Consider the following 13,872-nt stretch of genomic DNA (forward strand, 5'->3'; position numbering starts at 1 on the left):
GACCGAAGACGGGCGTGACCGTGTGCCGGTTCGATCACGGGGCGGCGGCAGCGAGCGCGGTGAAGGTGGGCCTCGGCGGCCCACCGGCGGTCGGCTGCCCGCGTGGTGCCGTGCGGCTCCGGCATCGCCGACGACCCGCCCTTCCCGACCGCATGTTGACGCACCGTCACCGGACCCCGCGACGGGTCACGGCGCCGGGAGCACGCCCGCGCGTGCGGCGGCCAGGGCGACGTCCACCGCGCGGTCCGCGGTCGCCGCGTCGACCGGTTCGCCGGTGAACACGAGGCGGAAGTAGACCGGCGCGACGAGTGTCTTCAGGAGCTCGGCGGGGTCGGTCCCGGCGGGCAGCTCGCCGCGTTCGACGGCCCGGGTGACGACGGGCTCGGCCCGCCGGAAGCGGTCCTCGAAGAGCGCCCGCTTGATCGCGGCGAGCCGGGGGGTCCGGACGGCGTCCGAGAGCACCGTCGTCAGGAGCGCGCGGCCCGCATCCGTGGTCATGGACGCGACCAGGGAACGGGCCAGGGCCCGCAGGTCGCCCTCCACCGTCCCGGTGTCGGGGACCGGGACGTCGGTGGCGAAGTGGCGGGTGAGCGCGTCCTCGACCAGGCCGTCGGGGGTCTTCCAGTTCCGGTAGATCGTCGTCTTGTGCACGCCGGCCCGCTGGGCGACGGCGTCGACGGTCAGTGCGGCGTAGCCCGTCTCGGTGAGCTCGGCGAGGGCCGCCGCCAGCACGGCGGCCCGCATCCTGCTGCCGCGTCCGACGGGGGTGCCGCGCCTCGGGGGCGACTCGGCGGAATCCATTGCAACTCCTAGTTGCGTTATTGGCGGTCCATGCGACAGCATCAGCATATTGCAACTGGCAGTTGCAATGCAGTCCTGCCGTGCCTGTGGCTGCGCCCATGCCCGTGCCGCCGGATGCGGCCGAGGCTCCCGACCCGTGGATCGAGGTTCCCCATGACTCCCCGTACCCCCCGGTGGACACCGGCCTCCGTCCCCGGCCAGTCCGGGCGGCTGGCCGTGGTCACCGGCGCCAACAGCGGCATCGGCTACGTCACCGCCCGCGAACTCGCCCGCCGCGGCGCCCACGTCGTCCTGGCCTGCCGCAGCCGCGAGCGCGGGAGCGGGGCGGTCGAGCGGCTGCGGGCCGAAGTCCCCGGCGCCCGTGCCGAACTGCGCCCGCTCGACCTCGCCGACCTGGGGTCCGTCCGCCGGTTCGCCGAGGACTGGGACCACGACCGGCTCGACCTCCTGGTCAACAACGCGGGCATCGCCATGGTGCCGTTCGCCCGCACCGCCGACGGCTTCGAGTCCCAGTTCGGCGTCAACCACCTCGGCACGTACGCACTGACCGGCCTGCTCCTGCCGCACCTGCTGGCCGCCCCCGACCCCCGGGTGGTGACGGTCAGCAGCGAGGGCCAGCGGTTCGCCCGGTTCGACCTGCGCAACCTCGACGCCGAGCGCGGCTACCGGCCGCTGTACGCCTACCTCCAGTCGAAGCGGGCGAACCTGTACTTCGCCGCGGAACTGCAGCGCCGCGCCGACGCCGCCGGCCTGGGGCTGCGCAGCATGGCCGTCGCCCCCGGACTCACCCGCACCAACGTGCTCACCGGCGGCGCCAACCGCAGCCGGGGCCGGGCGTACGGGACCCTCGTGCGCCTGCTCCTGCGCAGCGTCTTCCGTCCCACCCCGGAGGGCGCCAAGACCTCCCTCTACGCCGCGACCCTCCCGGGCCTGCCCGGAGGGAGCTACGTCGTCCCCGACGGCCCCTTCCAGCTCCGCGGCGAACCCGTCCTCCGCGCCCGGGAGCGCGCCCTCCGGGACCCCGCCACGGCCCGCCGCCTGTGGTCGCTCTCGGAACGCCTGACCGGCGTCACGTACCCGTAGGGCCGGCCGGGGGCGGGAACGGCCCGGACGGGGGTACGGGCGGCGCGGGGCGACCCCCGTGCGGTCAGGATCGGGGCATGGGCTTCCTCCTGCCGGTCCTCTTCGCACTGTTCGCGGCGTTCAGCAACGCGCTGGCGACGGTCCTCCAGCGGCGGGCCTCGCTCACCGTGCCGCAGAGCGACGGCTTCCGGTTCGGGCTCGTCCTCGACCTGCTGCGGCGGCCCCTGTGGATCGGCGGGATCCTCGCGGTGATCGCCGCCGGCGTCGGCCAGGCCCTCGCGCTGGCCACCGGCGCGCTGGCCCTCGTCCAGCCCCTGTTCGTACTGGAGCTGCCGCTCGCCCTGCTGATCGCCTCGCTCCTGGCCCGCAGCCGCCTGCCGGGCGCGCTCTGGCTCGCCGTGGCGGGGGTCGTGGCCGGGCTCGGGATCGTGCTGGTGGCCGCCGCGCCCGCCGGGAACCGCACCCACGTGCCGTTCGACCGCTGGGTGCTGGCCCTGGCGGCCTGCGCGGCGGCGGTGGCCGTCCTGGCCGTGGCCGGGCTGCGGCGGCCGCCCGGCAGGATGCGGGCCGGGTGCCTCGGCGCGGCCACCGCCGTCTGCTACGCGCTCACGGCCGCCCTGATGAAGTCCGCCGTGCACGTCCTCCAGGGCGGCGGCATCGGGGCGTTCCTGACGGCCTGGGAGACGTACGCCTTCGGTGCGAGCGGCGTCTGCGCCCTGCTGCTGCTCGAACACGCCATGCAGGGCGGGCCGCTGGTCGCCTCGCAGCCCGCGCTGACCCTCGGTGACGCCGGCGTCAGCATCGCGCTCGGGGTCCTGCTGTACGAGGAGCACCTGCGGGCCCACTGGTGGCTGCTGCCGCAGCTCCTGGGCCTGGCCCTGATCTGCGCCGGAGTACTGGCCCTGGCCAGGAGCGAGCCCCCGGCCGAGCCGTCCGGCCCGACCGGTGAACAGTCCAAGATCCGTTAGGGTGTTCGACGTCCGCGGCGGGGTGCGCCCGCCGCGGGAAGCACGCGCGGGGACCCGGGGGACGAGAAGTGAGCACGACCAGGCCGCAGGCGGGCGGCAGCGGGTCCACGGGCCCCTTCGCCACGGCGAACGAGTTCTTCCGCGACCTGATGGGCGACCACGCCCCCGGACTCGACGAACGCCCCGACGACCGGCTCATCGGCAGCCTCCAGGTCATCCGCACCCTCCTCGGCATGATCGCCGCCGTATGGCTCGTCCTGGCCTATCCGCTGAGCTCGGGCCGGCAGGACTTCGTCCTCGGCAAACTCGCCGAACTGGGCCTCGCCTGCGGCATCCTGCTGGTGGGAAGCGTCCTCGGCATCACCGCCTTCCTCATCGCAGGCACCCCGGACCGGCGCCGGGCCTTCTCCCGGCGGCTGCTCGGCCCGATCGTCTGCATGCTGGCGCTCGCCCTCGGCCCCGCGGCGATCTGGCTCTCCCTCGCCACCCTCAAGGGCGACCTGGTCGGCGGGAACGACCTGATGGACTTCTTCTCCGGGATCTTCGGCCGCGGCATCCTGTGCTCCCTGGCCAGCCTCATCGTCCTGATCATCGGCTGGCTGGCCGCCGTCGTGCTGCTGATCGCGTCCGTCCCGTACACGGTCCTCGCCGCCTACGTCTGCGTGGCCTCCTGCTTCCGCGCCTCGGACGTCCACCAGCTGCTCCCGGCCCTGCTCTCCCCGCTGCTGGTGTGGTCGCTGTTCGCCTTCCAGGTCTTCAACGGCCCCGACGTCGCCGCGCCCCCGGAGGTGCTCTACGCCTTCCTGCTCGGCGGCCCCCTCTCGGTCACCGCGCTCTCCGTGTGGGAAGTCCGGCGCCTGCGCAGCCGCCACGGGATCACCCTGCGCGGCGCGCTCGGCCGCTGAGCCCGCCGGGCCGTCCCCCGTACGCCGCCGATCGGCGCCCCGTGCCGTGTCGCCGCGCCCCTCACCGGTCACGGCGTGCAACCGTCTCCCCATGACCGAAGGCCTGACACCTCACCTCTCCCCGGCGCGCATCACCGTCCTGGGAGTCCAACCCGGTACCCCGCCCTTCCGGATCATCGAGCTCGACGGGGAGTTCGTCGGCCGGGCGGAATCGATGACGGACGTGCTGCTGGTCGCCTCGGAGGCGGGTATCACCATCCACGACCTCGACGACCTGGACGAGGTCCGGTGGGTCGGGGGCGGCAAGTTCACCTGGACCCTGCACTGACGGCCCGGCCCGCCGCCCCCTGCCCGGAGGCGGCGGGCCGCGGGCCCCATCGTGCGGCGCCGGTCAGGCGCGCGGCACCGGGCGGCGGCCCCATGCCGTGAGCATGCCCGGGCCGATCTCGGCCAGGCCGGGGGAGTCCAGATAGGCGAGGGCCTCGTCGAAGACGACCGGTTCGAGCCGGCCCGGCGCGAGCAGGTCCGTCCGCATCCGCTGCCAGGTCTCGCGCCAGAAGGCGGCGAGCGGACTGCCGGGCGTCAGCGGCGGGCAGACCAGCTCCGCGGCGACCTCGGCCAGACCGGCCGCGCGCAGGGCGTGCGGGTAGTTCAGCACGGCGCCGATGTCCGTCCCGATGGTCTCGGCCAGAGTGCGCCACATCGCGTCCAGGGTGCGCCGGTACGCCGAGCGCGCGTCGGCGGGGTCCGGCACGTCCGCCGCGTCGCTGAGGACGAGGTACCCGCCGGGCCGCAGGCGCTTCGCGAGCCGGTCGAGCAGGGCCCGGCGCTCGGGGAGGTGCATCAGCACGAACCGGGCGTGGACCAGGTCGAAGGAGCCGAGCTCGGCCTCGTCGTCCAGCCGGGTCAGGTCGTCGGTGAGCACCCTCAGCCGGGGCCCCGCCAGCGGGGCCAGCCGGCTGGTGTCGCGGTCCAGGGCGAGGACCTCGTCGACCCCCGCCTCCTCGGCGAGCCAGCGGGCGACCGTGCCCGTCCCGGCGCCCACCTCCAGGCAGCGCCAGCCGGGACCCACCCCGAGCGCGCGCAGCCGCTGGTGGGTGAGCGGGTCGTAGACGAGGGCGGCGTGGTCGATGCGCTCGCCCTCACCCGGCGCCTCGGGCCGGAACAGCGCCTCGCCGTACCGTCCCGCCCGCACCGGAGGTTCTTCGGGGGACACTGCTGCCACCGGGACTCCTTCCGCCGGACGGCCCCGTACCGCCCGGCCTGAAGGATCGCCCGCCGGCCGCCGCGACACCCGCATTGGGCCGGTCGGCGGCGCGCCCCGGAGCGACCGGGCTCAGGCGGCGCTCCGCTCCGCGGTGACCAGCAGGTACTCCCATTCCATGGCCCCGTCCCGCAGGGCGCCGGACGCCAGTGCGGCGAGGGCGTCGTCCAGGGCGGCGGTCCGGTCGGGATCGTCGGCGAGGCTGCGGTACACGGCGATCGTCGGCCCGTAGGCGGCCTTGAAGAACTCCCGGAACTCCTCCGGCTCCCCGAACGTGTCCACCCGGATCGCCCGCCGCCGCGCCTCCACGCCGGTGACGCGGTCGCCCAGCAGCTCCCGCACGTGCTCCTCCCGGCCCCACAGCGGCGGCGGCTGCGCTCCCGGCGGGGGCGGCGGCGCGTACGGCTTCATGGTGGCGAACATCTGCCCGATGAAACCCTCCGGGGTCCAGCTGAGCAGGCCGATCGTGCCGCCGGGGCGGCAGACCCGCACCAGCTCGTCGGCGGCGGCCTGGTGGTGCGGGGCGAACATGACCCCGACGCAGGACATCACCGTGTCGAAGGTGGCGTCCTCGAACGGGAGCGCCTCCGCGTCCGCCTCCTGCCAGCTCAGCACCGCACCGCGGGCCTCGGCTTCCCTGCGCCCCACGGCCAGCAGCTCGGGGGTGAGGTCGGAGGCCACCACGTCCCCGCCGGCCAGTGCGGCCGGGATCGAGGCGTTGCCCGATCCCGCGGCCACGTCCAGCACCCGGTCGCCGTCCGTGACCCGGCAGGCCTCCACGAGCGCGGGCCCGAGCGCCGCCACGACCTGTGTGGCGACCGCCGGGTAATCGCCGAGCGCCCACATCGTCCGGTGCTTCGCCTTGAGCGCACGGTCGGCCTCGCGCGCCTCCGCCGTCTCGGTCATGCCACCCGCCTCCCTCGTCCGTACGGTGCCGATGGCCGTCTCCTTCGAGCATAAGAACCCGGCGGGCGCCCGGCCCGGTGGGAGCGGCACGGGTCCGTTCGGGTGGAACGCGGGCGGAGTTCCGGCGCCCTGCCCGCCGCCCTCACCCCTCCAGCAGCCGCCACGCGGCCAGTGCCAGCCCGGCCCGGGCCAGTCCCGGCGCTCCGGTCAGGTCGAGGCCCGTGACCCGGCCGATCTGCTCGACCCTGCGGGCCACGCTGCTGTGGTGCAGGTGCAGCAGGTCGGCCGCCCGGCGCAGCGACCCCGTGGCACAGTAGGCGTCCAGCGTCTCCAGGTCCTCCGGGCAGGCGGCCAGCCGGGCCACCGCCGCGACGTCGGGGTTGCCGCGCAGCACGTCCCGCGGCAGCTCCGCCAGCAGCGCCAGCGCGCCCAGCGCGGCATGGCGGACGACGGGTTCGCGCGCGGTGGCGAACCGCAGGGCGGTACGGGCCTCCCGCCACGCCACGTCGGGCCGCTCGGCGGTGCCGATCCCCGCGCGCACGCCCGCCGGGAACCGGTCGGGCTCCACGGCCGCGGCCAGGACGACCCCGACCCCGCCGACCACCGCCCCCTTGACCGGCCGCCCCGGACAGACGAGCCCGCCCACCCGGTCCAGCGGCAGCCCGTCCGACCGCACGGCCGCGACCCGCACCGGCCGGCCGGCGGCGAAGCCCAGCAGCCGCAGCGCCCGCGCCCGGGCCGCCTCGTCGGTTCCGGTACCGATCACCAGCTCGACGAGGGCCGGATCGGCCATCGTGGTCCGGGCCGGCCCGTACCGTTCGACGGCGGCCGCGACGGCGATGGCGAGCCGCTCCAGCAGCACCTCGTCGAGCGGCCCGGCCGGTCCCGGTCGCTCCAGCCACACCGAGCCGATCTCCTCCTCGTCCAGGACCACCGCCACCCGGCCGGACCCGGGCGCGGACCCCGCCGGGAGCTCGCCGCCGCCGGACGAGACGCGGATCGTCCGCCCCGTGCCGTACAGCCGGATCCCGGCGACGCACTCGGCCAGCCCCGCCGAGGCGCGGGCGAGGGCCGGGAGGTCCACCCGCCGGCGCATCAGCGTGTCGTAGAACGCGACGATGCGCAGGGCCCCGTCCACGTACGGATCGAGTCCCGACAGCCGTACGGCGAGTGCCTCCATGGCCCAAGCATAGAAGGCCGGACCGGCCGGCAGGGGGCGCCGAACGGCGCGCGATCGGGCCGGGATGCCCGACGGACGGCGGACGACCCGGGCCGGCCCGCCCGGTGAGGATGTCGGCCATGGACCCCGAACTCGAAGCATTCGTACCCTTCTTCCCGCGGACCGACCTGAGCGACCCGGTCGCCGCCCGCAAGAGCTTCGCCGAACTGGCCTCCGCCGTACCGGCACCGGACGCCGCGGACCTGCAGGTCGAGGACCGCACCGTCGCGGCCGACCCCGACGTGCGCGTCCGCGTCTACCGGCCGCACGGCGCCGAGGGCGCCGTCGTGTGGATGCACGGCGGCGGGTTCACCATGGGCGACCTCGACACGGAACACCCCTGGGCCAGCCGCATCGCGGCCGGCTCCGGAGCCGTGGTGATCTCGGTGGACTACCGCCTCGCCCCCGAACACCCCTTCCCCGCGGCCCTGGACGACGCCTACGCCGTCCTGGCCTGGGCGGCGGGGAACGCCGACGCCCTCGGCGTCGACCCGGCCCGCATCGCGGTCGGCGGCCACAGTGCCGGCGCCAACCTCGCGACCGCCGTCGCCCTGAGGGCCCGCGACCACGGCGGACCGGCGATCCGGTTCCAGCTGCTCAACCAGCCGGGGCTCGACGACCGCCAGGACAGCTGGTCGGCCCGCACCTTCACCGACACGCCCTGGTTCTACCGCGACAAGGCCGCCGCGGGCTGGCGGCACTACCTGGGACCGGGGCCCGCCACCCCGTACGCCGCGCCGGCCCGGGCGGCCGACCTGTCCGGCCTGCCCCCGGCCTACATCTCCACCGCGGAGTTCGACCCGAACCGCGACGAGGGCCTGGAGTACGGGCTGCGCCTGCTCCGGGCGGGCGTACCGGTCGAGATCCACCAGTGGCCCGGCACCTTCCACGGTTCGCAGGCCCTGCTGTCCGCCGAGGTGTCCCAGCGCCAGAACGCCGAACTCGGCGCGGTCCTGCGCCGCGCCCTCGCCTGAACCGCCCACCGCACCCACCCCGATGAGGAGCACGACCATGCCGATCCGGCCGAAACTCCGCCTCGCCCTGTGCGCGGGCGCCGCCCTGCTCAGCACCACCGCCGCCGTGCCCGCGACGGCGGCCCCCTCACCGCACCGCACCGTGACCCCGGCGGAACTGCGGGCGGCCATGGACGCCGTCCACCGCGCGGGCGTGCCGGGGGTGTACGGCGAGGTGCGCACCGGCGGCCGCACCTGGCGCGGCGCCTCCGGGGTCGCCGACGTCGAGACCGGACGCCCCGTCAGCCCGGACCTGCGCCACCGCGTCGGCAGCGTCACCAAGACCTTCACCGCCGCCGCCGTCATGCAGCAGGTCGAACGGGGCCGGATCCGGCTCGACGCGCCGATCGGCGACCACCTCCCCGACCTGGTGCCGGGGGAGCGCGGCCGGAAGATCACCGTCCGGATGCTGCTGAACCACACCAGCGGCCTCCCCGACTACATCGCCCACGCCTTCCCGTCCCTGCAGACCGGATCGCCCGCGAGCCTCGACGACAACCGCTTCCGGCGCTTCCGCCCGGCCGAGCTCATCCGGCTCGGCGTCTCGGCCCCGCCCGCGAGCGAGCCCGGATCCCTGCCGGGGGTCTACTCCAACACCAACACCCTGCTGCTCGGCGAGCTCCTGGAGCGGGTCACCGGCACCCCGGCGCAGGAGTACATCACCCGCAACGTCATCCGGCGCGCGGGCCTGCGCGACACCGGCTTCCCGTCCGGCCCGTCCGTCGACGGCCCCCACTCCCGCATGTACGAGGCCGCGTTCGGCCTGCTCGACCCGCCGCGCGACTACAGCGTCTACGACATGTCCTGGGCCGGGACGGGCGCCGCCCTGGTGTCGACCATGGCGGACCTCAACCGCTTCTACGCCCTGCTCCTCGACGGCCGGATCGTCAGCCGCGCCTCCCTGGAGCAGATGCAGCGCACCGTACCGGTCCGCGCCCTGGACGGCACGACGGTCCAGTACGGCCTCGGCCTCCACAAGGTCACCGTCCCGGGCTGCGGCACCTTCTGGGGCCACGACGGCTCGGTCTGGGGAGCCGGGACCATGTCCCTGACCCGGGACGACGGCCGGCGCCAGATGTCGGTGGCCGTCAACCTCCAGCGCTGGACCGCACCGGACCCCTCGGGGAGCCGGCCGCCCCACCCCGTCGACAAGGCCCTCGCCGAGCTGTACGGCGAAGCGATGTGCGACGGGACGGCGTCCGGCGGCCCCCACGCCTCCGGCTCCTGACGCGCGCGGCCGCCCCGCGGTCAGGCGGCTCCGGCCGCCGGCGCGCGGAGGCGGCCGCCCAGCACGGCGTGCCCCAGCTGGAGGAGGCTCAGGCCGAACATCAGCACCCCCAACGGGACGTGCAGGGCCGCCATGTGGGCGATGCCCAGGACGACCTGCACCGAGGCGAGCACCAGCATGCCGACCGCGTACAGCACCGGTCTCACCGGCCCGCCGCCGGGCCGCCAGACCAGGACCGCGCCCAGCACGTACAGCATCGACGCGGCGTACATGCCGCGGGCTCCCGCGCCGTGCAGCACCTCCCCGTACTCCGACGACAGCAGCATCCCGGCGGTGACCGCCTGGAAGAAGATGCCGGCGGTCTGCAAACCCGCCGCGATCCGCAGGAACTTCCACACCGACGTCTGCTCGGGCATGGTGGGCCCCTCTCCGATTTCCGACGGTGTTCCGGGATCGCCCCGCCGTCTCGTCATGACGACGACGCAGCCGCCGAGAATGTGAGGTGACGCACCAACTCGCCCTCCACCTCGGTGTTTCCCCGAGGATGGCCCCGACGGGAGTGCCGAACGAGGGAGCCGCCGAGGCCATGACCACCGACCCCAGCCTGAGCGTGATCACGGGGGAGCGCCCCCGGCTGACCAACCTCGCCTACCGCTTCCTCGGCTCCCTCGCCGAGGCCGAGGACGCCGTCCAGGAGGCGTACACCCGCTGGTACGCCATGCCGCGGCAGAAGCAGGAGGCCGTCGAGTCTCCCGGCGCCTGGCTGACGACCGTGGCGAGCCGCGTCTGCCTCGACGTGCTCGGCTCCGCCCGGGCCCGGCGCGAGAGCTACGTCGGCCAGTGGGTCCCGGAGCCCCTGCCGGACCGTACGGAGTGGACGGGCGCCCCCGGCGGCGCCGGCACCGACCCTGCCGACCGGGTCACCCTCGACGAGTCCGTCGACATGGCCTTCCTCGTCGTCCTCGAAGCGATGACCCCGGCCGAACGGATCGCCTTCATCCTCCACGACGTCTTCCGCTACTCCTTCGCCGAAGTGGCGGGCATCCTGGGCCGCAGCCCGGCGGCCTGCCGCCAGCTGGCGTCCTCGGCCCGCCGCCGCATCGGCAGCGCGCGCCCCGACCCGGTCCCGGCCGCCGGACGGGCCCGCGTCATCAGGGACTTCAAGCGGGCCTGGGAGGCCAAGGACGTCGCCGCCCTGGTCGGCCTGCTCGACCCCGACGCCACCCTGGTCGCCGACGGCGGCGGCCTGGTCGGCGCCGTCCTGCACCCGGTCACGGGCGCCGAACGGGTCGCCCGCTACCTCACCGGGACCGGCGGGAGGTCCACGCCCGGCCTGGCCCTCCTGGAACGGTCGGTCAACGGTCGCCCCGGCCTGGTCGCCCGGTTCGGGGACACCACCGTCACGGTCGCCGCGTTCGACCTCGCGGGCGACCGGATCACGCGCATCTGGGCGGTGCGCAACCCGGAGAAGCTGCGGACCTGGAACTGACCCCGAGAGCCGGCCACGGGTTCGCGCCAGATGGGCGCACCTCACCGGAGCGCCTAATTCCGCAACGTCGGCGCTTCGGAGATGATGTGCGCCCGTCACCCGGCCGAAAGGATCGGAGCATGGCCAGCCTGTGGTCAGGGCAGGGCGTACTGCGCCGCAAACCGATCGAGCACATCGAAGAACCCGAAGGCGCACCCACCCAACAGCTCACCCGCACCCTCGGCCTCTGGCAGCTCACCGCGATCGGCGTCGGCGGCATCATCGGCGCCGGCATCTTCACCCTCGCCGGGACCGTCGCCAACGGCGTCGCGGGACCGGCCGTGCTGCTCTCCTTCCTCATCGCGGGCGTCGCCAGCGCCGCCGCGGCCTTCTCCTACGCCGAATTCGCCGGCATGATCCCGAAGGCCGGTTCCGCCTACACCTACGGCTACGCCGTCCTCGGCGAACTGGCCGGCTGGCTCATCGGCTGGGACCTGCTGCTGGAGTACACGGCCATCGTCGCCGTCGTCGCCATCGGCATCTCCGGCTACTTCAACTTCCTCCTGGAGGAGACCGGCGCCTCCCTCCCCACCTGGATGCTCGGCGCCCCCGGCACCGGCGACGGACACCGCTTCGACCTCATCGCCGCGGTCCTGTGCCTGTTCACGGCCTACCTGCTCACCCTCGGCATCAAGAACGCCGCACGCTTCGAGACGGTCGTCGTCGTCCTCAAGGTGCTGGTCGTCCTGCTGGTGATCGTCGTCGGCTTCTTCCACATCAAGACGGAGAACTACACGCCGTTCTTCCCCTTCGGCGTGGGCGGCGCCTTCACCGGCGCGGCCACCGTGTTCTTCGCGGTCTTCGGCTACGACGCCATGAGCACGGCGGCGGAGGAGTCCAAGGACGCGCAGCGGCACATGCCCCGCGCGATCCTCTACTCCCTCGCCATCGCGATGGTGCTCTACGTCCTGGCCTGCCTGGTCCTGACGGGCATGCAGAAGTACACCGAGATCGACCCGGAGAGCGGCTTCTCCAGCGCCTTCAAGGCGGCCGGACTGCCCGTCGTCGCCGACATCATCGCCGTCGGCGCGATCATCGGCATCCTCACCGTCATGTTCACCTTCATGCTCGGCGTGACCCGGGTGTGGTTCTCCATGAGCCGTGACGGGCTGCTGCCCCAGTGGTTCGCCAAGACCCACCCCACCCGGCACGTCCCGACCCGCGTCACCTGGATCGTCGGCGTCGCGTCGGCGGCCATCGCGGGCTTCGTGCCGATCGGCGAGGCGGCGGAGCTCACCAACATCGGCATCCTGCTCGCCTTCGCCGTCGTGTGCACCTCGATCATCGTCCTGCGCTACCGGCGCCCCGACCTGCCCCGCACCTTCCGCACGCCCCTCATGCCCTTCACCCCCGCCGTCGGGGTCATCGCGTCGATCTGGCTGATCACCTACCTCCGCGTGGAGACGTGGCTCCGCTTCGTGGTCTGGTTCCTGATCGGCCTCGCCATCTACTTCGGCTACTCCTACCGCAACTCCAAGATGGCCGGGAGCCCGCCCGCCGGCCGGTGAGCCGACGGGCGGGCCCGGCCGAGCCGCGTCACGGGTCAGCGCAGGCGCCGCCAGAACGGCGGCACCTCGCCCTCCCGCCGGTTCGGGTGCGGGGTGACCTCGCGGGGGGTGAGGGACCAGGCGCTGTCGTAGCTGACGATCAGCAGCCGCGCCCCGCGGGTCAGCGCCACCGTGCTCCGGCCGGGCCACCGGTCACCGCTGTGCAGCCTGCGGCGCGAGGCGCTGCGCCGGAGGGACTCCAGCTCGAACCAGGCGTCGTCCTTGCTGTTGCGGTACCTGACGGCGAGGTCGACGGCGGGCCCCGCGTACGCCAGCACGTCGGAGCCGACCCCCTCGACGCGCTCGGAGGCGTCCCGCAGCACCGAGACCGGGTTGACGGTGATCTTCCACTCGCCCCGCGCCTTGATCCGCAGCCGCAGCGGTCCGTTCCCGTCGTGGTCCACGATCCCGCGCCCGGTGAAGTCCTCGTTCCAGCCGCGCAGGGCCGCGGGCGTCTTCTCGCGGTTGCGGTGGTTCAGCGCGTTGACCTCCACGAGGCCGTCCCCGAGCCGGACCAGGTCGACCACCGCGAAGCCGGCCGCCGTGGCCGTCTCCACGCGGACGACCTCCTCGCCCCTGCCCTCCTGGGTGAAGACGGGGAAGTCGGGCCCGAAGTCGGTCGGCAGGCCGTTGATCCGCCGGGTGATGGTGCCCAGCAGCGGAGCACCGGACTTGGAGACGGGGACGCCGACGGGGGCGACGGGCGCGTCGCCCGCCGGGGCAGCCGCCTCCTCCAGCGGGGCCGCCGTCTCCGGGGCCGCAGCCACCGGCTCCGGGAGCGGCGGGGCGGGCGGCGGGGCCTCGGGCAGCGCGGGCGCGGGAGGCGGACCGGCGTCCGCCTCCTCCGGCTCCTCCTCCGCCTCGTCCTCCACCGTGAACCCGTAGTCCTCGGCCAGCCCCGGAAGCCCCGCGTCGTAGCCCTGCCCGACCGCACGGAACTTCCAGCCCCCGTCCCGGCGGTAGAACTCGCCCAGCACGTAGGCCGTTTCGGTCGCGGCGTCGTCCTCGTCGACCGAGTACACCACCATCCGCCGCCCGGTCGCCGTGCTGACGGCCTCCAGGTACAGCCCCGCTATCTCGCCGAAGGCCGCGCCCTCCGAGGACGCCGCGATGACGATGCGTTCCACCTCCGGCTCGACCCGGCCCGGGTCGATCTCCAGCCAGTCCGCCATCCGCCCGTCCTCGCTCCGGGCGTTGCCCAGGAGTTCCACGGCACTGGTGGCGTGCGCACGCTGGTTGTAGAAGACCAGGTCGCTGCGGCCCCTCACCTTCCCGCTGTCGTCGAGCAGCAGTGCCGCCGGGTCGATCTCGGGCACACCCGGACCGGCCGCCCGACGGACCACGGCGACCCGCATGGGCTCGCCGGACACGGGCAGGTTGCCCCCCTTGATGATCTGCGTCATGACCGCA

14 protein-coding genes are annotated in these 13,872 nt (G+C 74.5%); 8 read left to right on the forward strand and 6 right to left on the reverse strand.

Going from position 1 to position 13,872, the window contains the following annotated elements; all coding sequences use genetic code 11:
- Positions 1-186: 186 nt before the first annotated feature.
- A complete protein-coding gene (locus ACIPW5_RS10070) occupies positions 187-801 on the reverse strand; it encodes a TetR/AcrR family transcriptional regulator (RefSeq protein ID WP_401242898.1) in 615 nt (204 codons plus the stop codon).
- A 153-nt stretch (positions 802-954) separates the two neighbouring features.
- On the opposite strand from ACIPW5_RS10070, the gene ACIPW5_RS10075 reads away from it, so the two are divergent.
- From ACIPW5_RS10075 to ACIPW5_RS10090, 4 genes are all read left to right on the forward strand, one after another.
- Positions 955-1,884: an oxidoreductase gene (locus tag ACIPW5_RS10075; protein ID WP_401242901.1), complete on the forward strand. Its 930-nt coding sequence runs from the start codon at positions 955-957 to the stop codon at positions 1,882-1,884.
- A gap of 77 nt (positions 1,885-1,961) precedes the next feature.
- On the forward strand, positions 1,962-2,852 hold the full coding sequence (locus ACIPW5_RS10080) for a DMT family transporter (RefSeq protein ID WP_401242904.1): 891 nt from the start codon (positions 1,962-1,964) through the stop codon (positions 2,850-2,852).
- 68 nt (positions 2,853-2,920) lie between these two features.
- Positions 2,921-3,757 (forward strand): hypothetical protein, encoded by an 837-nt coding sequence (locus ACIPW5_RS10085; RefSeq protein WP_401242906.1) that lies wholly within the window; start codon positions 2,921-2,923, stop codon positions 3,755-3,757.
- Between the two features lie 91 nt (positions 3,758-3,848).
- Positions 3,849-4,085: a hypothetical protein gene (locus ACIPW5_RS10090; RefSeq protein ID WP_401242909.1), complete on the forward strand. Its 237-nt coding sequence runs from the start codon at positions 3,849-3,851 to the stop codon at positions 4,083-4,085.
- Positions 4,086-4,148: 63 nt separating this feature from the next.
- On the opposite strand, the gene ACIPW5_RS10095 is transcribed toward ACIPW5_RS10090, so the two are convergent.
- The 3 genes from ACIPW5_RS10095 to ACIPW5_RS10105 all read right to left on the reverse strand — a co-directional run bounded on the left by ACIPW5_RS10095 (position 4,149) and on the right by ACIPW5_RS10105 (position 7,107).
- The gene (locus ACIPW5_RS10095; protein ID WP_401242910.1) at positions 4,149-4,982 is read right to left on the reverse strand and encodes a class I SAM-dependent methyltransferase; all 834 of its coding nucleotides are present in this window, start codon (positions 4,980-4,982) and stop codon (positions 4,149-4,151) included.
- 111 nt (positions 4,983-5,093) lie between these two features.
- Complete coding sequence (locus tag ACIPW5_RS10100) at positions 5,094-5,927, reverse strand: class I SAM-dependent methyltransferase (RefSeq protein ID WP_401242912.1); 834 nt, start codon at positions 5,925-5,927, stop codon at positions 5,094-5,096.
- Positions 5,928-6,069: 142 nt separating this feature from the next.
- Positions 6,070-7,107 (reverse strand): helix-turn-helix domain-containing protein, encoded by a 1,038-nt coding sequence (locus ACIPW5_RS10105; protein WP_401242915.1) that lies wholly within the window; start codon positions 7,105-7,107, stop codon positions 6,070-6,072.
- A gap of 119 nt (positions 7,108-7,226) precedes the next feature.
- On the opposite strand from ACIPW5_RS10105, the gene ACIPW5_RS10110 reads away from it, so the two are divergent.
- Complete coding sequence (locus tag ACIPW5_RS10110; protein WP_401242917.1) at positions 7,227-8,120, forward strand: alpha/beta hydrolase; 894 nt, start codon at positions 7,227-7,229, stop codon at positions 8,118-8,120.
- 169 nt (positions 8,121-8,289) lie between these two features.
- Complete coding sequence (locus tag ACIPW5_RS10115) at positions 8,290-9,387, forward strand: serine hydrolase domain-containing protein (RefSeq protein ID WP_401243141.1); 1,098 nt, start codon at positions 8,290-8,292, stop codon at positions 9,385-9,387.
- Between the two features lie 20 nt (positions 9,388-9,407).
- On the opposite strand, the gene ACIPW5_RS10120 is transcribed toward ACIPW5_RS10115, so the two are convergent.
- Complete coding sequence (locus tag ACIPW5_RS10120; RefSeq protein WP_401242919.1) at positions 9,408-9,803, reverse strand: hypothetical protein; 396 nt, start codon at positions 9,801-9,803, stop codon at positions 9,408-9,410.
- 128 nt (positions 9,804-9,931) lie between these two features.
- On the opposite strand from ACIPW5_RS10120, the gene sigJ reads away from it, so the two are divergent.
- Together sigJ and ACIPW5_RS10130 are read left to right on the forward strand one after the other, a co-directional pair.
- Positions 9,932-10,876, forward strand: a complete 945-nt coding sequence (gene sigJ / locus ACIPW5_RS10125; protein ID WP_401243144.1) for an RNA polymerase sigma factor SigJ — start codon at positions 9,932-9,934, stop codon at positions 10,874-10,876.
- A 119-nt stretch (positions 10,877-10,995) separates the two neighbouring features.
- Positions 10,996-12,423 carry an amino acid permease gene (locus ACIPW5_RS10130; RefSeq protein ID WP_401242922.1) on the forward strand — a complete coding sequence of 476 codons (1,428 nt, stop codon included), beginning with the start codon at positions 10,996-10,998 and terminating at the stop codon, positions 12,421-12,423.
- 35 nt (positions 12,424-12,458) lie between these two features.
- On the opposite strand, the gene ACIPW5_RS10135 is transcribed toward ACIPW5_RS10130, so the two are convergent.
- Positions 12,459-13,865 carry a TerD family protein gene (locus ACIPW5_RS10135; RefSeq protein ID WP_401242925.1) on the reverse strand — a complete coding sequence of 469 codons (1,407 nt, stop codon included), beginning with the start codon at positions 13,863-13,865 and terminating at the stop codon, positions 12,459-12,461.
- Between the last annotated feature and the right edge of the window lie 7 nt (positions 13,866-13,872).

It is taken from the genome of Streptomyces sp. NPDC090077 (assembly GCF_044747545.1).
Classification (GTDB): Bacteria; Actinomycetota; Actinomycetes; order Streptomycetales; family Streptomycetaceae; genus Streptomyces.

What these genes read in the sequence shown, in the direction of transcription:
- ACIPW5_RS10070 (WP_401242898.1), bottom strand. Translation starts at nt 801, where the DNA reads ATGGATTCCGCCGAGTCGCCCCCGAGGCGCGGCACCCCCGTCGGACGC.
- ACIPW5_RS10075 (WP_401242901.1), top strand. Translation starts at nt 955, where the DNA reads ATGACTCCCCGTACCCCCCGGTGGACACCGGCCTCCGTCCCCGGCCAG.
- ACIPW5_RS10080 (WP_401242904.1), top strand. Translation starts at nt 1,962, where the DNA reads ATGGGCTTCCTCCTGCCGGTCCTCTTCGCACTGTTCGCGGCGTTCAGC.
- ACIPW5_RS10090 (WP_401242909.1), top strand. Translation starts at nt 3,849, where the DNA reads ATGACCGAAGGCCTGACACCTCACCTCTCCCCGGCGCGCATCACCGTC.
- ACIPW5_RS10100 (WP_401242912.1), bottom strand. Translation starts at nt 5,927, where the DNA reads ATGACCGAGACGGCGGAGGCGCGCGAGGCCGACCGTGCGCTCAAGGCG.
- ACIPW5_RS10105 (WP_401242915.1), bottom strand. Translation starts at nt 7,107, where the DNA reads ATGGAGGCACTCGCCGTACGGCTGTCGGGACTCGATCCGTACGTGGAC.
- ACIPW5_RS10110 (WP_401242917.1), top strand. Translation starts at nt 7,227, where the DNA reads ATGGACCCCGAACTCGAAGCATTCGTACCCTTCTTCCCGCGGACCGAC.
- ACIPW5_RS10115 (WP_401243141.1), top strand. Translation starts at nt 8,290, where the DNA reads ATGGACGCCGTCCACCGCGCGGGCGTGCCGGGGGTGTACGGCGAGGTG.
- ACIPW5_RS10120 (WP_401242919.1), bottom strand. Translation starts at nt 9,803, where the DNA reads ATGCCCGAGCAGACGTCGGTGTGGAAGTTCCTGCGGATCGCGGCGGGT.
- sigJ (WP_401243144.1), top strand. Translation starts at nt 9,932, where the DNA reads ATGGCCCCGACGGGAGTGCCGAACGAGGGAGCCGCCGAGGCCATGACC.
- ACIPW5_RS10130 (WP_401242922.1), top strand. Translation starts at nt 10,996, where the DNA reads ATGGCCAGCCTGTGGTCAGGGCAGGGCGTACTGCGCCGCAAACCGATC.
- ACIPW5_RS10135 (WP_401242925.1), bottom strand. Translation starts at nt 13,865, where the DNA reads ATGACGCAGATCATCAAGGGGGGCAACCTGCCCGTGTCCGGCGAGCCC.